Source organism: Erythrobacter oryzae (assembly GCF_030271515.1).
Classification (GTDB): Bacteria; Pseudomonadota; Alphaproteobacteria; order Sphingomonadales; family Sphingomonadaceae; genus Erythrobacter; species Erythrobacter oryzae.
In genome coordinates, this window is the sequence record NZ_JASCXI010000001.1 from 955,091 (window position 1) to 975,920 (window position 20,830).

Here is a 20,830-nt window from a genome sequence, read left to right on the forward strand (position 1 = left end):
GCCCTCCATAGGCCCGCTGCAACAACTTTCCTTCGCCCCCGCCTAGGGAAAAGCCGCAGGAACAGGGATTTGCCCGGCATTGCCGCACCCCCTCCCCGACCCCCCGTGACAATACCGAGCCGCTCCCGATGGCATGGTTAAAACGCGCGGTCCTATCCGGCAGCCAAGCATTTCCGCCCACGATCCGGAGTTCCCGAGGCATGCGCCTTTCGACTGCATTGACTGCCACCCTGCTCGCCACCACCGCCGCCATGCCGGCCCATGCGCGAGGAAGCGCCCGCGAAGACGCCGACACCGCGGCTTCCGCTCAGTCGGGCGGCACCCCCGCCCCCGCACCTGCGCCCAAGGCCTTCACCACGGGCGTTGCCAAGGGCCGCGACCTGCTCGACACCGCGATCTCGGCGAGCACCCTCGACGATACCGACCTGCAGCAGCTCTCGGTGAGCTCGATTGCCGGGATCATGCAGAACATCCCGGGCATCCGTTCGGAAACCTCCGACATCGACGGTTTTTCGGCGATCACCATCCGCGGGTTGCCGCTGGCGGCGGAGGGCTCAAAGTTCCTCCAGCTTCAGGAAGATGGCCTGCCGGTGCTCGAATTCGGCGACATCCAGTTTGCCGGGATCGACCAGTTCCTGCGCGCCGACCTGACGCTCTCGCAGGTGCAGGCAATCCGCGGCGGTTCGGCCTCGACCTTCGCCTCGAACTCGCCGGGCGGGCTCATCAACTTCATCTCGCGCACCGGCGAGACGGCCGGGGGCACGGTTCAGGTATCAAGCGGCGTCGGCCATGATCTGAAGCGCATCGACTTTGCCTATGGCAGCCCGCTCGGGCAAGGCTGGCGCTTCCATGTCGGCGGCTTCTATCGCAGCGGCGAAGGCCCGCGCGAGATCGGCTACACCGGCTTTTCGGGCGGCCAGATCAAGGCCAATATCACCAAGGAATTCGAAGGCGGCTATATCCGCTTCTACGGCAAATATCTCGACGACAAGCAGCCCAATTACGGCTCGGTCCCGATCACGGTGGGCGGCACCAATGCCGACCCGCAGCTCGGTTTCCTGCCCGGCTACGACCCGCGCGATCAGGGCTACTTCTCGCCCCTGACCTCAAGCTATGCCGAAGTCGACCGCAACAACAACCGCACCGTGCTCGACGCGCGCGACGGGCTGGCGGCGCAGGTCAAGGCGGTGGGGCTCGAAGCGCAGTTCGAGATCGCCGGGTGGACGGTGACCAACCGCTTCCGCTTCTCCGACATCAGCGGCTCCTATAACGACAACGTGCCCTTCGTGACCGCGCCTGCGCCCTTCTTTGCGCAGTTCGGCGGACCGGGCGCGAGCCTGTCCTATGCCGCCGGGCCGCAGAGCGGGCAGGCGATCACCGATGCGCGGTTGCTGGCGCTGTCGGCGCGGATCTATGCCGATCTCGAAAGCCTCGACAATGTCACCAACGATCTGCGCGCGACCCGCGTGTGGGAGGTGGGCGAAGGCAAGCTGACCACCACTGCGGGCGTCTACAACTCGCGGCAGGACATCCGGATGTTCTGGAACTTCACCAGCACCCTGCAGGATCTCGCAGGCGGAGGGAGGAACGCGCCGGTCAATATCACCACCGCCAGCGGCGTACCTGTGACCGACTCCGGCACGCTGGCATATGGCTTTGCCGTCGGCCTGCCGTTCAGCATCTACCACAACCGCTACGATGTCGGTTACGACGTGCTGGCCCCCTATGGCTCGGTCAATTACCAGATCGGCAAGCTGGCGATCGGCGCGAGCATCCGCTGGGACAAGGGCAACGTTCAGGGCCAGGTCTTCTCGCCCGGCTTCGGCGACGGCCGCGCGCCTTTCGTCCCGTTCGATGTCAATGGCGACGGGCAGGTTTCGCTGGCCGAAAGCCGTGTGCCGGTGCTGCCGCTGACCCGTCCCGCACCGGTCGATTACGATTACGACTACCTCTCCTATTCGGCCGGGGTGAACTACCGCTTCGCCGACAGACTTTCGGCATTCGCGCGCTACAGCCGCGGGGGGCGGGCGACGGCGGAGAACGCGATCGGCACCGAGACGCTCGACCCCCTCGCCGGGCGCCCGAACAACCCCGATCTGCTGGTCTCGGTCGTCAAGCAGGCCGAAGCGGGGGTGAAGTACCGCAAGGCCGGGCTAAGCCTGTTCCTGACCGGTTTCTGGGCCTCGACCGACGAGCGCAACGCGCAGATCACTGCCGACGCGACAGGGCAGGCCTTCGTCCAGCAGATCGAGCGCACCTACAGCGCCAAGGGCCTCGAGTTCGAGGGCGAGTACAAGCGCGGGCCCTTCACCCTCGTCGCCGGCGCGACCTACACCAGGGCCAAGATCGACAAGGACGTGCTCGCCCCCGCCTTCGACGGGCTGACCCCGCGCCACATCCCCGATTTCGCCTTCTTCCTGCGTCCCTCGGCCGAGTTCGGCAAGGTCACCTTCGGCACTGCCGTCAACGGCACCACCGAAAGCTTCGCGCAAGACACCAACCAGCTGGTCCAGCCCGGCTACGTGATCGTCAGCCCCTTCGTGCAATATCGCCCGGCCGAGGGGCTCACCGTCGCGGTCAACGCCTTCAACGTCTTCGACCGGCTCGCGGTGGTCTCGCTCCAGGCGCCGACCATCCCCGCCTCCGGGCTCACCAACGCACAGGTGATGAACGGCCGCACCGTCACCGCCTCGCTGCGCTACGCGTTCTGAGCATCGGCCGGGAAGGGACAATGATGGACGAGAGGAACCCCCGCCATGCTTGACCGGATGAACATCCCCCGCCGCCTCGGCGCATCCTTCGTGCTGCTCAACGTGGTCGCAGCGAGCGTGATGATCGCCTGCGGGGTAAGCCTGGCGATGATCTCCTCGGTGACGGCCAGGAATACCGAAAGCCAGGCGATCCTTGCCAATGTGCTGGGGCTGGAGACCGCGCTGCTGCGCCAGAACAGCCAGCTGCGCGGGTTTCTGGTCACCGCCGACCAGAGCTACCTCAAGTCCTATTACGAGGGCCGCGACGATTACGACCGGATGTCGGCCGAGCTCGAAGGGCAACTCGCCGCCGATCCCGCCTTGCAGGCCAAGGTCCGCCTCAGCCGCGAAGAGACCCTCAAGTGGCGGCGCGACTGGGGCGACAAGTATGTCGGCGTGGTCAAGGCCGGCAACCGTGACGGCGCGCAGGAGGCGATCCGCGCGGCGGGCAAGAAGGTGCTGGTGAGCGACGCGGTCAACCCGCTGCGCGACATCCGCGATGCCCAGCATGATGCGATCAAGTCAGAGAGCGCGCGGCAGGAGAGCGTCATCACGCTCGCCTGGATCGCGCTCGGGCTCGGGGCGGCGATCCTGATCGGGCTGGCGCTGGTGCTGGCCCGCAAGCTGACCGGCTCGATCGCCCGGCCGATCGCCGATCTCACCCGCGCAGTCACCGACCTGTCCAAGGGCGCGACCGATGTCGACGTCCCCGGCACCGACCGCAGCGACGAGCTGGGCGCGATGGCGCAGGCGATGCTGGTGTTCCGCGACGCCGCAATCGAGCGCCAGCGTGCCGTCGCCGAGCGCGAGGAGGCCGTCGCGCGGATCGGCCGGCAGCTGTCGGCTGTCGCGCAATCCGACCTCACCGTGCGCCTCCACGACATGCCGCCCGCGTTCCAGTCGCTCGCCAATGATTTCAACGAGGCGATGGAGCGGCTGTCGGGCGCGATGGGCGCGGTCAACGAGAGCATCGGCGCGATCAACCTCACCTCCTCTGAAATCGAGCATGCGATGACCGATCTGGCCAGCCGCAGCGAGGATCAGGCCGCGCGGTTGCAGCACTCGTCGAGCACCATGCTGAACCTCAGCGCCAATATCGAGGCCAATGCCAGCCTTGCCGTCGGCGTCAGCGGCTCGATGCGCGACGCGCGGCAGGAGGCCGAGACCGGCGGTGCGGTGGTCGGCCGCGCGATCGAGGCGATGGGCCAGATCGAATCCGCGAGCGAGGAAATCTCCGAGATCACCGCGATGATCGACAACATCGCCTTCCAGACCAACCTCCTCGCATTGAACGCCGGGGTGGAGGCCGCGCGGGCGGGCGAGGCGGGCAAGGGCTTCTCGGTGGTCGCAAGCGAAGTCCGCGCGCTCTCGATGCGCGCCACCGAAGCCGCGAGCGAGATCAAGAAGCGGGTCGAGGCGGTCGGCGTTCATGTCCAGACCGGCGTGTCGCTGGTGCACGAGACCGGCTCGGCATTGGAGACCATCATCGCCCGCGTGGGCGAGGTGACCGAGGCGGTGACCCGCATCGCCGACGCCGTCACCGAGCAGAGCGTGGCGCTGCGCGATGTCTCCGAGACGATCGGCGCGATGGACAAGATGACCCAGCAGAACGCGGCAATGGTCGAGGAGACCAACGCGGCCACCAAGAACCTCAACCACGAGGCGCGTGCACTCGCCGGGACCTTTGCCGGCTTCCGCATCGGCGCAGGCACGCCAGGCACGCTCGCGCAGCCTGCTACCAGCCGGTGGGCCGCCTAAGGATTTGCGCTGAGCCGCCGCGCAAGCCTCATTTCAGCCCTGCGGCATAAGCCTTGGGCGACTGACTGACAGAATATCCCGGAGGATCCCGCCGCCATGCTCAATTGGTACACCAAGCACGCGCCAGTCCGCACCAAGTTCACCGTGCTGATCGCCGCGACCGTGCTGTTCGGCGGTGTCAACCTGCTCGGCAGCCTGCTGGTGGCGTGGGGTACAATCAGCCCGACGACCGCAATTGTCCTTTCGGTGATCGACCTGATGGTGGCGACCACGATGATGGTGCTGGTCAAGGAACTGGTGTGCCGGTCCTATGTCGAAACCGTGGTGCGGATGGAGGGGCTTGCCGCGGGCGATCTCACCTCGCCGATCCTCCGGATCGACCACACCGACTGCGTCGGGCGGATGGTCAAGGCGATGGACACCTTCCGCAAGAATGCCCTGGCGCTCGAGGAAGCCAACGCCGACCAGTCGGGCAAGGTGGTCGCGACGCTTTCGGGGGCGCTGGACCGCTTGTCCGAGGGTGATCTCACCTATCGCATCAGCGGCATGTCGGACGGCGAGCACGCGCGCTTGCAAGAGGCCTTCAACGCCTCGGTCGCCAAGCTGGAGACGATGATCGGGCAGGTGCGCGCCACCGTGGGCGGGGTCACGACCGGCTCCGATGAGATCCGCGCAGCGTCCGAAGACCTCGCGCTGCGCAACGAGCAGCAGGCCGCCAGCCTCGAGGAGACCGCCGCCTCGGTCGGCCAGACCGTCGCTCTCACCCGTCAGTCGGCCGACAACGCCGTCGCCGCGCGCTCGGCGATCGCCCAGACCCACGCCCGCGCCACCGAAGGCGGCGCGGTGGTCGGCAAGGCGGTCGCGGCGATGGGCGCGATCGAGCAGTCGGCGCGCGAGATCACCCAGATCATCGACGTGATCGACGGGATCGCCTTCCAGACTAATCTTCTGGCCCTCAACGCCGGGGTCGAGGCCGCGCGGGCAGGCGAGGCGGGCAAGGGCTTCGCCGTCGTCGCCAACGAGGTCCGCGCCCTCGCCCAGCGCTCGGCCGAGGCCGCGCGCGACATCAAGGCGCTGATCGACAAGTCGACCGCCCACGTGGGCGACGGCGTGAGCCTCGTCGGCGAAACCGGCACGCTGCTCGCCGAGATCGTCGGGCAGGTCGGCGCGGTGACGCGCCAGGTCGAGGAGATCGCCGAGACCACCGCTGCCCAGGCGACCAATCTCGAGCAGGTGAACAGCGCGGTCGGCACGATCGACCGCATGACCCAACAGAACGCCGCGATGGTCGAGCAGTCGACTGCCGCCACGCGCAGCCTCTCGACCGAAGCGCAGCGCCTCGGCGAGCTGGTCGCGCAGTTCCGGGTGAGCAGCGCAGGGCAGGCCGCCTATGCCGCCGCCGCTCCCGCCTATGCCCCGCCTGCCGCCGCACGCAAGCCCGCGCCTGCCCCGGCGCCGCGCAAGGCGATCCCCACCCCGCTCCCGGTCACCGGCAACCTCGCCCGCAAGCCCGAGCCCGCCCCGCTGCCTGCACCCACACCCTCCCCCGCTCTGGCCGAGGACGACTGGAGCGAGTTCTGACGCCCGCCCCCGCCGCCCCCTCCTTCCCGCACAAGGTTCGCATCCATGATCAGCCTCCCCCCCATCTGCGACCGTAGCGCCGCCTCCGCGCTCTACCCGGAAATCGCGGAATCGCTCGGGCCCGCGCCGCTCGCCATTGATGCCGCCCGCGTCGAGCGGATCGGGCAGGCGATGCTGCAGCTGCTGGTCTCGGCCGCGCGCAGCGAGGGCGGGATCGCGATCCATCAGCCGAGCCCCGCCTTCACCGCCGCGCTCGCGCTGACCCGGCTCGATCACGTGGTGATGGAAGGTATGGCAGCATGACCGAAGACGACATCAAGCAGATCTTCTTCGTCGAATGCGAGGAATCGCTCGAGGCGGCCGAGGCCGGCCTCGCCGCCTGCCGCGAAGGCACGCATGACGCCGAGACGATCAACGCGATCTTCCGCGCGGTCCATTCGATCAAAGGCGGTGCGGGGGCCTTCGGGCACACCGCGCTCGCGGCCTACACCCACGGGTTCGAGAACCTGCTGGGCGACGTGCGCGAGGGCAAGGTGCCGCTCGTCCCGGCGCTGGTCGACCTGCTGCTGCTCGCGCTCGATTGCCTGCGCGATCATGTCGAAGCCGCGCGCGGGAGCGGCGCTGTGCCCGACGACGCCGATCTTCTCGCGCGGCTCGAAGCCGCGCGGGCGGGCAACGGCGGGGAGGTTGCCGCTTCCCCGCCCGCGCCCGCGCCTGAACCTGCTCCGGCGCCTGCTGCCGATCCGCTCGACGATCTCGACGCGCTGCTGAACGAGCTGTCGGCCCCCGCCCCCGCAGCGCCGCCTGAACCGGAAAGCTGGCTGGTCCACATCCGCCCCCACGCCGGGGCGATGACCAAGGGCAGCGAGCCGCTCTTGTGGCTGCGCGAGCTGACCGATCTAGGCGGCACTTGCGAGCTGTGCGACATTGCCCCCGTCCCCACCTTCGAGCGGCTTCAGGTCGAGGAAGGCTATCTCGGCTGGACCTTCCGCATGCCCGGCACCGTCGCGCGCGATGCGGTGGCCGAGATCTTCGATTTCGTCGGCGACGAGGTCGCGCTTGCCTATGACGGCGATCCGATCCCCGCGCCGCGTATCGCTGCCCCCAGCGCGCCCGCGCCGGTCGCTGCGCATACCGAAGCGCCCCAGCCGATCCACAAGCCCGAAGCGGCCGCCACCGCGCCGACCCCGCCTGCCGCCGCCGCCAGCGCCGCCGCTGCCGCTGCTCCGGCCGCAGCGGGCGCGGCAAACCAGTCGGTGCGGATCGACCTCAAGAAGCTCGACATGCTGATCGACGGCGTCGGCGAGCTGGTGATCGCGCAGGCCATGCTCGCCCAGCGCCTCACCAACGAGAACCTCGCCCATATCGAGGAGCTTGCCCTCATCGACGGGCTGGTGCGCGACATCCAGGAACACGCGATGGCCTTCCGCGCCCAGCCGATCAGCTCGGTCTTCGGCCGCGTGCCGCGCCTGCTGCGCGAGCTTGGCGGGTCGACTGGAAAGCACGTGAAGCTGGAGGTGGCAGGCGAGACCACCGAGCTCGACAAGACCGTGATCGAGCGCCTGTCCGAGCCGATGACCCACCTCATCCGCAACGCCGTCGACCACGGGATCGAGCCGCCCGAAGAACGCCGCGCCGCGGGCAAGGACCCCGAAGGCACGCTCACCCTCTCGGCCGAACAGAAGGCCGGGCGCATCATTATCCGCATCGCCGACGACGGGCGCGGGATCGCGCGCGACAAGGTGCTGGCCAAGGCCATCGCCAACGGCCTCGTCGCCCCCGATGCGCAGCTGACCGACGACGACATCAACCAGCTGATCTTCGCCCCCGGCTTCTCCACCGCCGCGCAGGTCTCGAACATCTCGGGCCGGGGCGTCGGCATGGACGTGGTCAAGCAGAACGTGAAGGAGCTGGGCGGGCGCATCACCATCGAGAGCGTGCCCGGCAAGGGCACCACCTTCAGCCTCGCCCTGCCGCTGACGCTGGCGATTTCGGACGGGATGATCGTGCAGGTCGGCGACCAGTCGCTGGTGATCCCGCTCACCCACGTGATCGAGAGCCTCCGCCCCACCCCCGCCGACGTCAAGGGCATGGGCACCCGCGCGCAGATGCTCAACGCGCGCGGCAGCTTCGTGCCGATCGTGCCGCTGGGCGTGCTGACCGGCGCGCACGAGGCCGTCACCAACCCCTGCGAGGGCGTGCTGGTGCTGGTCGAGACCGAGGGCCACGGCCGCGCCGCGCTGCTGGTCGATGCCATCGCCGACCAGCGCCAGTTCGTGATCAAGGCGCTGGACGCGCACTATCGCCAGATCGATTCTGTCGCAGGCGCGACGATCCTCGGCAATGGCAAGGTCGCGCTGATCGTCGACGTTGACTTCATCGCCAGCAACGCCGCGCGCAATCTCGTGGGCAACGTGCCGCTGGCGGCTGCGGCCTGACGATGCAGGGTTCGGTCGCACCCTCGGACAGTCAGGCGATGGTCCCCGGGGTCAGCCCGGCGATCTATGGCGAGGCCGATTTCCGCCGCGTCGCGACGCTGATCCACGCCGAGACGGGCATTGTCCTCAGCGAGCGCAAGAAGATGCTCGCCTATTCGCGCCTCGCCCCGCTGGTGCGGCGCAGCGGGCTGACGAGCTTCGGCGCCTTCCTCGACACGCTGGAGGGTGATCCGCGCACCATGACCGAGGTCGTCGCCGCGCTCACCACCAACCACACCTATTTCCACCGCGAGCCGCACCATTTCGATCACTTCGAGAGCACCGTGCGCCCCGAACTGCTGGCCCGCGCCAATGCGGGCGCGGATGTGCGGATCTGGTCGGCGGGCTGTTCGACCGGCGAGGAAATCTGGACGCTGATGATGGTGCTGCTCGGCCGCGACCGGGCGGCCAGGCTGAAGCTCGCGCGCGGCAAGCTGATCGCGCTTGCGAGCGACATTTCGGTCAATGCCCTCGCGGGCGCTCGCGCCGCAGAATATCCGGCGAGCGCGCTCGAGGCCCTGCCCGAGCCGCTGCGCCGCGCCTGGTGCATTCCGGCGGGCAGCACCGGCGAGCCGCGCCTCGCCATCGCCCCGGAAGTGCAGGCGCTGGTGCGGTTCCGCGAGCTCAACCTCATGGGCGAGTGGCCGATGAACCGCCCCTTCGACGTGATTTTCTGCCGCAACGTCATGATCTATTTCGACATTCCGACCAAGGAACGGCTGATCGAGCGCTTCGCCCGCCAGCTTGCGCCGGGCGGCTATCTCTACATCGGCCATTCCGAACGGGTCAGCGGGCCTGCCACCACGCTGCTCGAACCGGTCGGGCCGACCATCTACCGGCGAAAGGGCCACGCATGACTATCCGGGTCCTGATTGTCGACGATTCCCCGCTAATGCGCGCGCTGCTCCAGCACCGGCTCGCTCGCGAGAGCGACATCACCGTGATCGGCACCGCCGCCGACGCCGCCGAGGCGCGGGGGATGATCAAGGCATTGGATCCCGACGTGGTGACGCTCGACATCGAGATGCCGGGGATGGACGGATTGAGCTTCCTCGAGAAGATCATGCAATTGCGCCCGACCCCGGTGATCCTCGTCTCGGGCGCGACCGAGGCGGGGGCGAGCGCCACCGCGCGTGGCCTGCAACTGGGCGCGGTCGGCTGCATCGCCAAGTCGCAGCTGCGGGTGAACCCCAACGAGGAAGACGATGGCGCGCTTCCCGAGATGGTGCGCGAGGCCGCGCGGGTGCGCTTCATTCACGCCCCCGCCCCGCCGCCGCCCCGTGCGCCCGCGCCCGAACCTGCCGCAGCGCCCGCCGCTCTCCCCGATGTGATCGTCATCGGTGCCTCGACCGGCGGGGTCGAGGCGCTGCACACCGTGCTCGCGGGCTTCCCTGCCGATTGCCCGCCGACGCTGGTCGTCCAGCACATCAACGGCTGCTTTGCGGGCGCCATCGCCCAGTCCTTCGACCGCGCGGTGCGCCCGCGGGTGATGCTGGCCGAGAGCGACATGCCGTTGGAGCGCGGCACGGTGCTGCTCGCCCCGGGCAATGACCGCCACTTGCAGGTCGCCTCGGCCGGCACGCGCGGCCTGCGCTGCGTGCTGCGCGAGGGCGAACCGGTCAGCGGGCACCGCCCCAGCGTCGACCGCCTGTTCGCCTCGCTCGCCTCCACCTTGGGCGGCACGCGGGGGAGCCGCGGGCTCGGCATCCTGCTGACCGGCATGGGGCAGGACGGCGCGCAGGGCATGGCGCAGCTTGCGAGCATCGGCGCGCGCACCATCGCGCAGGATCAGGCGAGCTGCGTCGTCTTCGGCATGCCGCGCGCGGCGATCGAGCTGGGCGCGGCGCGTGAAGTGCTGCCGCTCGATCGCATCGCCTCTGCCATCTTCACCCCGGCCCGGGCGGCGCTGTCATGAGCGACATGACCCCCTTCATCCAATCTGCCGCGCCGGAGATCGTCCGCGTCACCATTGTCCAGGGCGAGGCCAAGGCAAGCAGCGACCCGCGCGTCGAGATGAGCACCATCCTCGGCAGCTGCGTCGCCACCTGCCTGTTCGATCCGGTCTCGCGGGTGGGCGGCATGAACCACTTCCTCCTCGCAGAGCCCCCCAAGCATGTCCGCCATCAGGAATTCGACAGCGACTACGGCCTGTTCCTGATGGAGCTGCTGATCAACGAGATGCTGGGGATGGGCGCGATCAAGAGCCGGCTGCGCGCGCGGCTTTACGGGGGCGCGAACCTCAACCCCGACCTGTCGCCGATCGGCACCGCCAATGCCGCCTTTGCCCGGCAGTTCCTCGAACGCGAGCGGATTCCCTGCGTGTTCGAGGATCTCGAGGGCACCCAGGCGCGCCGCATCCAGTTCCGTCCCGCCAGCGGCCAGGTCCGCGCCCGCCTCGTGCCATCCGACGTTGCCCCTACGGAAAAACCACTGGGGCGGCCGCAATCGGCACTTGGGACGGTCGAGCTATTCTAGATTCAAACGGAGCCCATCATGCAAGCCAGCAACCCTGCCCCCATCCGTGTGCTCACGGTCGACGACAGTGCCTCCATGCGCGCGCTCCTCCTGGGCGCGCTCACCTCGCGCGGCTTTGCCGTGGAACAGTGCGAGGACGGTCAGGAGGCGCTCGAATGGCTCGCCTCCAACGAGGTCGACGTGATCATCACCGACATCAACATGCCACGCCTCGACGGCTTCGGGCTGATCGAGAAGCTGCGCACCAGCGCGCTCCATGCCGAGCGCCCGATCCTGGTGCTGACCACCGAAAGCTCCGACGAGAAGAAGCAGCGCGCCCGCAATGCCGGGGCGACCGGCTGGATCGTCAAGCCCTTCGACGCCGACAAGCTTACCGCCGCGCTGCGCCGCGTGATCCACTGACCCTGCCCGCCCGAACAGGAACCGCCCCCATGCGCCACGAACTCATCACCTTCGGCATCGCCAGCCAGCGCTTCGGCATCGACATCATGACCGTGCGCGAGATCCGCGCCTGGTCGCCCGTCACCCGCCTGCCGCGCGTGCCCGATTATGTCGCGGGCGTGGTCAACCTGCGCGGCGCGGTGCTGCCGGTGATCGACCTTGCCGCCCGCCTCGGCTGGACGCCGACCGAGGCGACCCCGCGCAACCCGATCATCGTCATCGAGCACGAGGGCCAGATGCGCGGCCTGATCGTCCACGACGTCGCCGACATCGTCTCGATCGAGGCCGGCACGCTCCAGCAGCCCGACGCGGTCGGGCACGAGACGATCACCCACTTCCTCGAAGGGATCGCCCCGCTGGGCGAGGACATGGTGATGGTGCTCGATCTGGCGCGGCTGATGGCCGACGAGCCGATCGAACTGGCGGCCTGAGCATGACCCGCCCCCTCACCGCCGCCGCCGGGCGAAGGCCCGCGGGCGCGCCGCATTCGCCTGCGCTGCTTGCCGGAATCGCCGGGCACCTTGCAACCTTCGCCGAGGATGCCGAGGCCTTCGGGATCGTGCTGTGCAGCGATTACGACGTCGCCACGCGCTATCTCGTGCAGCTTCAGCAGATCGACCGGCTGGCGCAGTCCCTGCGCGAAATGGCCAATGTGCTCGCCGCCGCCGACCCCGAGGCCGCGGTCGCCGCGATCCGGCTGGGCGAGCTGCGCCTCGCGCTGGAAGCGATCGATGCGCGCTGACCGGGCGCTGCTCGGGCTGCATGCCGCCGGTGCCACGCTGGCGCTGGCCGCAGCGCTGGTCTGGCCGCGCCCCGGTCAGGCGGCGCTGCTGGTGCCGCTGGGCACCGGCGACGCGCGCGCCCCGATCGCCTGGGCGGTGCAGGAGAATGCCCCGTTGCTCGCGCTCGACACCTCCCGCGGGCGCGTGATCGCCCGCGTCACCGACAATGCCGGCCTGCTGCGCGCGCTCGGCCAGGGCATCCTTCCCCTCGCCGTGCGCGCCCCCGGTTGCGGCGCCGATCTCAGGAGCTAGAGCCATGATCGTCGACGAGATGCACGCGCTGCGCCAGACGGGAATCCGGGTGGTCGGCACACTGGCCTGTGTGGTGAGCGCCATTCTGGTGATCTGGGGTCTTGCCACAGGCGCCCTGCTGGTGGCGCTGGCGGCGGCCCTGCTGGTCGTGCCGGCGGCAAGCTTCGCGCTCAGCCGCCGCGCCGATCCGGTCGCCCGCCTGACGATGGCCGTCACCTGCCCGCTACTCGCCGCCCTGTTGCTGGCGATGGCGAGCGGCACGGGCTGGATCCTCGACATGCACATGACCTTCTTCACCCTGCTCGCGGTGCTGACCGCACTGGCCGATTGGCGGGTGATCATCGTCAGCACCGTGGTGATCGCGCTCCACCACCTCGCGCTCAACTTCCTCGCCCCCGCGCTGGTCTTCGACAACGGGGCCGACCTGCTGCGGGTGCTGTTTCATGCCCTCGTGGTGCTGGTCGAGGCGGGGGTGCTGATCGTGCTGTGCCGCCAATTCGAGGCGCTGGTGCGCAACCTCGGCGAAGTGCGCCGTGCCGAAGCCGCGCTCGCGGCCGAACGCAGCGCCGAGCGCGAATTGCTCAACCGGGAGCAGCAGACGGTGCTCTCGGGGCTGTCCGAGCGGCTGCGCAAGCTCGCGGCGGGCGATCTTGCGAGCCGGCTCGACACCCCCTTCCCGGGCGAATACGACCGTGCCCGCGCGCTGCTCAACCAGTCCTGCGCCGAGCTCGACCAGCTGGTCGGCGCGGTGGCGCAGACCGCCGATCAGGTCGCGACCGGCGCGCAGGAGTTGCGCGAGGCCTCGTCCGATCTGGCCGGCAAGACCGAACAGCAGACCGCCGCGATCGAGAGCGCCTTGCGCACGGCGAGTGAACTGCTCCGCGAGATCGAGGCGCAGTCCGGGCTGTGGGCTGCAACCCGCACGGTCGCGCTCGACGCCAAGACCGACGCCGACCGCGGCGCCGAGGAAATTGCCGCCGCCGCCGAGGCCATCACCCGAATCGAGGCCTCCTCGGCCGAGATCGGCGAGATGATCGGCTTCATCGACACGATCGCCTTCCAGACCAACCTGCTGGCCCTCAACGCCGGGGTCGAGGCCGCGCGCGCGGGCGAGGCAGGCAAGGGCTTTGCCGTGGTCGCAGGCGAGGTGCGCGAGCTCGCCCAGCGCTCGGCCCAGTCGGCGACCGCGATCAAGGCGCTGGTCGCCACTTCCAAGGACGAGGTCGCGATCGGGGTCGCGCGGGTGCAGCAGCTCGTCACCCTGCTTGCCTCGCTGGTCGCGCGCTTCTCTGACATTGCCGGGCAGGTCGACACCATCGCGCAAGGCTCCGAAGGCTCGCTCGAGGCGATCCGCCGGATCAATGCCGCGATGGGCCTGCTCGACCGCGGGATGCAGCAGAACGCCGCGATGGCCGAACAGACCAGCGCCGCCTCGGTCGAACTGCTGCGCAGCGCCGAGGACCTGAGCGACCAGGTGTCGCGCTTCCGGCAGCCGGACAGCGCCGCCGCCATCCCGCAACTCAGCCGCGCCGCTTGAGGAATTCCACTACGCACTCCCGTCAAACAACACCCAAGGAGCTTTGAAATGTCCGCCGATCCGTTGCAGGAGCGTCTCGATTACTACGGCCTCGCCGAGGTCCGTCAGTCCACGCTCACAGGAGTCGGCCGGGCGCTGAAACGCCGGCTCGACGGGGCGCTGGACGGTTTCTACAAGGTCATCGCATCGCGCAAGGAACTGTCGGACCATTTCGACAGCCCGCAGCAGATGGGCCGCGCCAAGGCCATGCAGGCCGAGCACTGGACGGCGGTGTTCCGCGACGGTGTGGACCGGCGCTTCTACGATCGCGCCACCCGCATCGGGAATGTCCACGCGCGCATCGGGCTTGAGCCCAAGTGGTATGTGGGCGCCTACGGCCTCGTGCTCGACGAGCTGATCACCGCGATCATCGCTCCGGGCTGGCGCGCGTGGCTGCCGTGGAAGCGCGTGCAGGCGCGGCAGGTCGCGATCCTGGTCAAGGTCGCGCTGCTCGACATCGACCTTGCGCTCTCGGGCTACTTCCACAATTCCGAGGAGCGCGTGCGAACGCTGGTCAGCGACAAGCTCGGCTCCGCTCTGCGCGAGGTCGCCTCGGGCGATCTCACCGCGCGGATCGACGGCTTTCCGCCCGAATATGCGCAGGTCCAGCATGACTTCAACGCCGCGCTCGGCACGCTGGCCGCGACGCTCGGCAATGTCATGAGCGGGATGCAGGCGATGAATGCGGGCGCGACCGAGATCCGCTCGGCCGCCGACGACCTGTCGCGCCGCACAGAGGAACAGGCCGCCAATCTCGAGGAGACCGCCACCGCGATCGTCTCGATCAACGCCAGCGTCCAGGAAAGCGCCTCGACCAGCGCGAGCGCGCGCCGGACCATCACCGACACGACCACGCGCGCCGCCGACGGCTCGCAGATCGTCTCCGAGGCGGTCGGCGCGATGCAGCAGATCGAAAGCTCCTCGCAGGAGATCAACTCGATCATCGCCGTGATCGAGAGCATCTCGTTCCAGACCAACCTGCTGGCACTGAACGCCGGCGTCGAGGCTGCGCGCGCAGGCGAGGCGGGCAAGGGCTTTGCGGTGGTCGCCAACGAAGTCCGCGCGCTCGCGCAGCGCTGCGCCGAGGCCGCCGACGAGGTCAAGGCGCTGATCTCGGTCAGCTCGGTGCAGGTCAGCCGCGGGGTCGATCTGGTCGGCCGCAGCGGCGAAGCCTTCGCCGGGATCACCCGCGACATCACCGCGCTCTCCGAGGCGATCCAGTCGATCGCCACCTCGGCGGCGGTGCAGGCGGAAAACCTCTCGCAGATCACGACGGTGGTGGGCGAGCTGGACCGTTCGACCCAGCAGAACGCGGCGATGGCGGAAGAATGCACCGCGGCGGCGACATCGCTGACGCGCGAGGCGGGGTTGCTCAACAGCGCGCTGGCCCAGTTCACCGTGGGGAGCCACGGTTCGGGTGCCAGCGGCGCGATCGACCTGCGGCTGAGCTACGCGGCGTGAGGCGTTACTTGCCGGACATGATCGGCGGCGCGGAGGGGATCGGCGTGCCGGTCAGGATCGCGGTGCCCTCGTTCGCAAGGATCCCGACGACCTGAGTCCAGACCGCGACGTTCTGGCGCAGCTGCACGATGTCGATCTTGTCGAGCGTGTCGTCGGGGGTGTGGTGGAGGTCGAAATAGCGGGTGCCGTCCTGCTGCAAATCGACCAGCGCGCCCTTCTGGTCGCGCACGATATTGAGATCCGCGCCGCCGCCCGCGACGTCGGTGCCGCTCGAGACGCCGAAGCGCGCGACCGCGAGGGCGATTTTCTTGTGCAGCTCCGGGTTGGTGGTGCGGAAATTCGAATCGAAGCGCCAGATCCGGTCCGCGCCGAAATCGCTTTCGAGGCCGACGGCGATGGGCTCGTCGATGTGCGCCTTGGAATAGGCGACCGAGCCGAACAGGCCGACTTCCTCTGCGCCCGCAAACAGCACGCGGATGGTGCGCAGCGGCTGGCCCGACTTGCCCACATTGAGCGCCGCTGCGGCGATGATCGCGCAGCCCGCCCCGTCGTCGACCGCGCCCGTGCCCGACCACCAGCTGTCGAGGTGGCAGGCGAGCAGCACCGGCGGGAGCGAGGGATTGCGGCCGACGATCTCGCCCACCACGTTGCCGCTCTGCGTCTGTCCAAGGAAGCGCGGGGTCAGCACCAGCTTCATGGTGATCGGCCTGCCGCCCGCGCGCGCGAACATCCGTTCGAGGTTGGCCGCATCGGGATTGCTCAAGGCGCCCGCCGGGGTGGGCGCGACGCCTTCAGGGAAATCGGTGCCGCCGGTGTGGGGGTTACGGTGATCGTCTGTGCCGACCGACTTGATGACGGTGGCGAGCGCGCCCTTCTTCGCCGCGATCCCCGCCGCGACCCAGCGCGTCGGCCCGGCAAAGCCGTACTGGCTGCCGTCCTGCGTGCGGGTCATGGCGTTGCTGACATAGGCGATCTTGCCCTTGAGGCTGCCCTCGGGCGCGGCCTGCAACTCGGCGACGCTTTTGAACATCACCACTTCGGCGGTGATCCCTTCGGGGCCGGTCGAGGCCGTGTCCCCCAGCGGCGCGATGGCGAAGCTCTGCGGGAAGGGGCTGACGATCTCGGCCTTGCCCGGTTCGCCCGGTACCCAGGTGGACATCATGAAGGGCTCGTCGGCGACATTACGGAAGCCCTGTGCCTTGAGCCATGCCACCGCCCACGCCCGCCCGCGCGCCTCGGCCTCGGTGCCCGCCTGACGCTGGCCGACCTCGGTGGTGATCCCCTCGACGAAGTCCCATGCAGCGGTATCGCCCTTGAGCGCATCGTCGGCCACCCGCTCGAGCGGCGGCGGCGGTGCGACAGTTTCAGCGAGAACGGGAACGGCGAGCGAAAGCGCGGCAAGCGCGGCGAGCGAGGCTTTGGTCATGGCCGCCGGTGCTATCGGCCCGCCGCGTGGCTGTCTAGAGCGGTTTCCGACCAACCTGACCCGCCCTGATCGCGTTCTGAAGCCCGCTGGATAGGAATGGCGCGCAGCAGGGGCTGGTTGCCCCTGCAAGTGCCGTGACGACGCCAGCGGGCTTCAGAACGCGACCCCTCCGGGGCGGGCCGAATTGGGCACAGGGCTACGTTGATCGTCGCTCAAGATGCGCTGCATCGCTCGCTCCTCTCGCCTTGCCCTGTGCCCAATTCGGCTCCGTCAGGGCGGGTCAGGTTGGTCAGAACCCGCTCTCGCCGCTTGCCCTTGCCCCTCCCCTTCCCTATCTGCGCCACAACTTTCCAGACCCCACGAGGACCCATCCGATGGCCGCCCAATACGCCTATGTCATGAAGGGCATGACCAAGACCTTCCCCGGCGCGCAGAAGCCGGTGCTGAACAACATCTCGCTTCAGTTCTATCAGGGCGCGAAAATCGGCATCGTCGGCCCCAACGGCGCGGGCAAGTCGACCCTCATCAAGATCATGGCCGGGATCGACAAGGACTTCACCGGTGAAGCCTGGCCGGGCGAGAACATCACCGTCGGCTATCTCGAACAGGAGCCCGAGCTCGATCCGACCAAGACCGTGCTGGAGAATGTCCGCGAAGGCGCCAAGGAAACCGCCGATCTGGTCGCGCGCTTCAATGAAATCTCGGCGCTGATGTGCGAGCCCGATGCCGATTTCGACGCGCTCGGCGCGGAAATGGGCGAGCTTCAGGACAAGATCGATGCGGTCGATGGCTGGACGCTCGACAACCAGCTCGAAGTCGCGATGGAAGCCCTGCGCTGCCCGCCGAGCGACTGGCCGGTCAAGGACCTCTCGGGCGGCGAGAAGCGCCGCGTGGCGCTCACACGCCTCTTGATCCAGAAGCCCTCGATCCTGCTGCTCGACGAGCCGACCAACCACCTCGACGCCGAAAGCGTCCAGTGGCTCGAAAACCACCTCAAGGATTACGCCGGCGCGGTGCTGATGATCACCCACGACCGCTATTTCCTTGATAACGTGGTCGAATGGATCCTCGAACTCGATCGTGGTTCCTACTACCCCTATGAGGGCAATTATTCGACCTATCTCGAAAAGAAGGCCAAGCGCCTCGAGCAGGAAAGCCGCGAGGAAAGCGGCAAGCAGAAGGCGCTCCAGCGCGAGCTCGAGTGGATCCGCCAGACCCCGGCCGCGCGCCAGACCAAGTCCAAGGCGCGTATCCGCAAGTTCGAGGAACTCCAGAACAGCCAGGACAACCGCGCCGTCGGCAAGGCGCAGATCGTCATCCAGGTGCCCGAGCGCCTCGGCGGCAAGGTGATCGAGGCCAAGGGCATCTCCAAGGCCTATGGCGACAAGCTATTGTTCGAGAACCTCAGCTTCATGCTCCCCCCGGGCGGGATCGTGGGCGTGATCGGGCCGAACGGCGCGGGCAAATCGACCTTGTTCAAGATCCTCACCGGCAAGGAAACGCCCGACAGCGGGACGGTGGAGATCGGCTCGACCGTGCGCCTAGGTTACGTGGACCAGAGCCGCGACCACCTCGATCCCAAGAAGAACGTGTGGGAGGAAATCTCCGACGGGCTCGATTACATGAAGGTCAACGGGCAGGACATGTCGACCCGCGCCTATGTCGGCGCGTTCAACTTCAAGGGCGCCGACCAGCAGAAGAACGTCGGCAAGCTTTCGGGCGGTGAACGCAACCGCGTCCACATGGCCAAGATGCTCAAGCAGGGCGGCAACGTGCTGCTGCTGGACGAGCCGACCAACGATCTCGACGTGGAAACGCTGGCGGCCCTCGAAGACGCGATTGAGAATTTCGCAGGCTGCGCCGTGGTCATCAGCCACGACCGCTTCTTCCTCGACCGTCTCGCGACCCACATCCTCGCCTTCGAGGGCAACAGCCACGTGGAGTGGTTCGAAGGCAACTTCGAGGCTTACGAGGAAGACAAGCGCCGCCGTCTGGGCGATGCCGCCGACCGCCCTACGCGGGTGGCCTACAAGAAGCTCACGCGCTGAGCCATTGACGGGACGCGGCTACCCGGCCTCAAGCCGGGTGGCCGCGCTTGCTCCGGCTTCCCCAATCTTGCCAAAATTGCCAGTTGGGGCGTTCTCCCACTTTACCCGTTCTTAATCAGATATACGTCACTCTACCTAACGACATAACAGGTCGCGAAAAGGGCAGTGGGGCGTGATGACAGGTATCGAAGTGCCACTCGAGGTGGCCGCAATACTGTGTGCGGGATGCGCCGCTGCCGGGGCCTGGTTCGCGGGCACACGCGCCAGCCGCCGTCTCGATCCGCGCCGCCCAGCCGACGCCGGTCCGCTCGGCGCGATCCACAATCCCGAGGTCTTCTCCAAGGCGGTCGATCTGGCCGCGCGCCGCAACGCCATGCGCGCCGCCTCGCAGGCGGTGCTGCACGGGCGGATCGACCAGATGGAAAAGCTCGGCCCGCTCTGGAACAGCGATACCCACGCCGAAGTCCGCGCGCATGTCGCCGCGGTCATGCGCGCGAGCCTGCGCCGCGGGGACCGCATGGCACAGGCCGAGGGCGCGGGCTTCACCATCACCCTGTCGGGGGCCGACGAGCGCGCCGCAGTGCGCATCGCCGACCGCCTGCGCCGCCGGCTCGGCCAGCTGCGCCTCCCGCAGGTCGGTAGCGAAGCGCGGCTGACCGCGAGCTTCGGTGTTGCGGCCGAAGGCTTCGGCGACGGCGGTGACAGCATCGCCCGGCGCGCGCGCCGCGCGCTCGATGCGGCGGTCGCCAAGGGCGCAGACCATGTCGTGCCGGCGAGCGAGATCGAGGAGATCATGCTCCTGCCCGCCCCGACGCCCTCGCCCGCGGGCGGCCCGGCCCCCTCCGCCTCGGCGGCTTGACCGGTCAGGGCGAGACCCAGCGCCCCTCCCAGCCCGCCGCACCATCATCGCCGGTGCGGGTGAACTGCGCTCGCACATGGCCGGTGTGGGCGAGATAGAGCCAGTCGAGCGCGGTCAGCGTGATCCTCAGCAGGGCGAAATTCTCGCGCGCGGGGACGAGCTGGTCATCCGAAGGCTCCACGCCCTCGAATTCGGGCGGCAGGCCCGAGGTCGGCGCGTCCGATCCCGCCCCCGGCCCCTCCCCCAGATAGCAGCGCCGCGCGAAATTGGTGCTGGCGCTCCAGGCCGCATCGACCTCCGGGCCGGAGGAAAGGATCTCGCCCACCCCGCGCGCGCGGATCTGGATCTTGGCGCCCTTGTCGTAGAACAGCACCGCGACGCGCGGGTCGGCTGCGATGGCCGCGGCCTTGGGCGCGCGGGTATCGGTGTGGAGCCGCAGCCGCCACGCCGAGCTGTCGAAGGCGCGAAGCACCATCACCCGGGCATCGACATCGGCGGTGACGATCACCGGCGTGTGCATCGGCGACTTGCGGTCGCGGGGTGCGCGAATCAGCCGGTCGCGGCAGTCGGTGAGGCAGGCATCGAGGGTGTCGAACATCGCCGCGTGCCTTTGGCCGCAACCGCGCGCGCGTCAAGGCTTGCGCAGCGGCGTTCAGCCTCGCCGCATTTTTTCTGAACATCGGCGAGCCGGTTCATCGCTGCGACAGTCTGCGGGGTCTATTGCCACACCATCACAACAGGCCTGTGGTGGGCTGGCGATACTGGAGGCACTTGCCATGAAGTCATTTTTTGCGCCCCTCGCCAGAACCGGCGGATCGCTGGCCGCGCTCGCCGCGGCGCTGGCCGTCGCGCTGCCCGCCGTGCCCGCTGCGGCGCAGGCGGAGGATTCGCCGCGCAGCGGCCGCCCCGAGCGCCCCGCTCGGCCCTCGCGCGCCGAGGTGACC

The 20,830-nt window shown here is 68.7% G+C and carries 18 protein-coding genes; 16 read left to right on the plus strand and 2 right to left on the minus strand.

What is annotated here, in order from left to right; translation table 11 throughout:
- Window positions 1-200 precede the first annotated feature (200 nt).
- The 14 genes from PFX90_RS04675 to PFX90_RS04740 all read left to right on the plus strand — a co-directional run bounded on the left by PFX90_RS04675 (window position 201) and on the right by PFX90_RS04740 (window position 15,553).
- The gene (locus tag PFX90_RS04675) at window positions 201-2,711 is read left to right on the plus strand and encodes a TonB-dependent receptor domain-containing protein (RefSeq protein ID WP_285711184.1); all 2,511 of its coding nucleotides are present in this window, start codon (window positions 201-203) and stop codon (window positions 2,709-2,711) included.
- Window positions 2,712-2,756: 45 nt separating this feature from the next.
- Complete coding sequence (locus tag PFX90_RS04680; protein WP_285711185.1) at window positions 2,757-4,508, plus strand: methyl-accepting chemotaxis protein; 1,752 nt, start codon at window positions 2,757-2,759, stop codon at window positions 4,506-4,508.
- Between the two features lie 96 nt (window positions 4,509-4,604).
- Window positions 4,605-6,089: a methyl-accepting chemotaxis protein gene (locus PFX90_RS04685; protein ID WP_285711187.1), complete on the plus strand. Its 1,485-nt coding sequence runs from the start codon at window positions 4,605-4,607 to the stop codon at window positions 6,087-6,089.
- Between the two features lie 45 nt (window positions 6,090-6,134).
- Window positions 6,135-6,392 (plus strand): STAS domain-containing protein, encoded by a 258-nt coding sequence (locus PFX90_RS04690; protein ID WP_285711188.1) that lies wholly within the window; start codon window positions 6,135-6,137, stop codon window positions 6,390-6,392.
- Window positions 6,389-8,527, plus strand: coding sequence for a chemotaxis protein CheA (locus tag PFX90_RS04695; RefSeq protein ID WP_285711189.1), 2,139 nt, complete (start codon window positions 6,389-6,391; stop codon window positions 8,525-8,527). The genes PFX90_RS04690 and PFX90_RS04695 overlap by 4 nt, the downstream gene beginning before the upstream one ends.
- 2 nt (window positions 8,528-8,529) lie before the next feature.
- Complete coding sequence (locus PFX90_RS04700; protein ID WP_285711190.1) at window positions 8,530-9,423, plus strand: CheR family methyltransferase; 894 nt, start codon at window positions 8,530-8,532, stop codon at window positions 9,421-9,423.
- Entirely contained in the window at window positions 9,420-10,481 is a 1,062-nt protein-coding gene (gene cheB, locus PFX90_RS04705; protein ID WP_285711191.1) for a chemotaxis-specific protein-glutamate methyltransferase CheB, read from the plus strand. The genes PFX90_RS04700 and cheB overlap by 4 nt, the downstream gene beginning before the upstream one ends.
- The gene (locus tag PFX90_RS04710; protein ID WP_285711193.1) at window positions 10,478-11,041 is read left to right on the plus strand and encodes a chemotaxis protein CheD; all 564 of its coding nucleotides are present in this window, start codon (window positions 10,478-10,480) and stop codon (window positions 11,039-11,041) included. The genes cheB and PFX90_RS04710 overlap by 4 nt, the downstream gene beginning before the upstream one ends.
- Before the next feature lie 18 nt (window positions 11,042-11,059).
- Window positions 11,060-11,443, plus strand: coding sequence for a response regulator (locus tag PFX90_RS04715; protein WP_285711194.1), 384 nt, complete (start codon window positions 11,060-11,062; stop codon window positions 11,441-11,443).
- Window positions 11,444-11,472: 29 nt separating this feature from the next.
- Window positions 11,473-11,913, plus strand: coding sequence for a chemotaxis protein CheW (locus tag PFX90_RS04720; protein ID WP_285711195.1), 441 nt, complete (start codon window positions 11,473-11,475; stop codon window positions 11,911-11,913).
- Between the two features lie 2 nt (window positions 11,914-11,915).
- Window positions 11,916-12,224, plus strand: a complete 309-nt coding sequence (locus tag PFX90_RS04725; RefSeq protein ID WP_285711198.1) for a hypothetical protein — start codon at window positions 11,916-11,918, stop codon at window positions 12,222-12,224.
- Window positions 12,214-12,516 (plus strand): hypothetical protein, encoded by a 303-nt coding sequence (locus tag PFX90_RS04730; protein WP_285711199.1) that lies wholly within the window; start codon window positions 12,214-12,216, stop codon window positions 12,514-12,516. Before PFX90_RS04725 ends, PFX90_RS04730 begins: the two co-directional genes overlap by 11 nt.
- Before the next feature lie 4 nt (window positions 12,517-12,520).
- Window positions 12,521-14,053 carry a methyl-accepting chemotaxis protein gene (locus tag PFX90_RS04735; protein ID WP_285711201.1) on the plus strand — a complete coding sequence of 511 codons (1,533 nt, stop codon included), beginning with the start codon at window positions 12,521-12,523 and terminating at the stop codon, window positions 14,051-14,053.
- 48 nt (window positions 14,054-14,101) lie between these two features.
- Window positions 14,102-15,553, plus strand: a complete 1,452-nt coding sequence (locus tag PFX90_RS04740) for a methyl-accepting chemotaxis protein (RefSeq protein ID WP_285711203.1) — start codon at window positions 14,102-14,104, stop codon at window positions 15,551-15,553.
- 4 nt (window positions 15,554-15,557) lie between these two features.
- On the opposite strand, the gene PFX90_RS04745 is transcribed toward PFX90_RS04740, so the two are convergent.
- A complete protein-coding gene (locus PFX90_RS04745; protein ID WP_285711204.1) occupies window positions 15,558-16,979 on the minus strand; it encodes a M20/M25/M40 family metallo-hydrolase in 1,422 nt (473 codons plus the stop codon).
- Window positions 16,980-17,353: 374 nt separating this feature from the next.
- Between PFX90_RS04745 and ettA the strand changes: the two genes are divergently transcribed.
- Window positions 17,354-19,027, plus strand: coding sequence for an energy-dependent translational throttle protein EttA (ettA, locus tag PFX90_RS04750; protein ID WP_285711205.1), 1,674 nt, complete (start codon window positions 17,354-17,356; stop codon window positions 19,025-19,027).
- A 175-nt stretch (window positions 19,028-19,202) separates the two neighbouring features.
- Window positions 19,203-19,886 carry a diguanylate cyclase gene (locus tag PFX90_RS04755; RefSeq protein WP_285711206.1) on the plus strand — a complete coding sequence of 228 codons (684 nt, stop codon included), beginning with the start codon at window positions 19,203-19,205 and terminating at the stop codon, window positions 19,884-19,886.
- A 4-nt stretch (window positions 19,887-19,890) separates the two neighbouring features.
- Here the strand turns inward: PFX90_RS04755 and PFX90_RS04760 are convergent, their stop codons facing one another.
- Window positions 19,891-20,484, minus strand: coding sequence for a pyridoxamine 5'-phosphate oxidase family protein (locus PFX90_RS04760; protein WP_285711208.1), 594 nt, complete (start codon window positions 20,482-20,484; stop codon window positions 19,891-19,893).
- Between the last annotated feature and the right edge of the window lie 346 nt (window positions 20,485-20,830).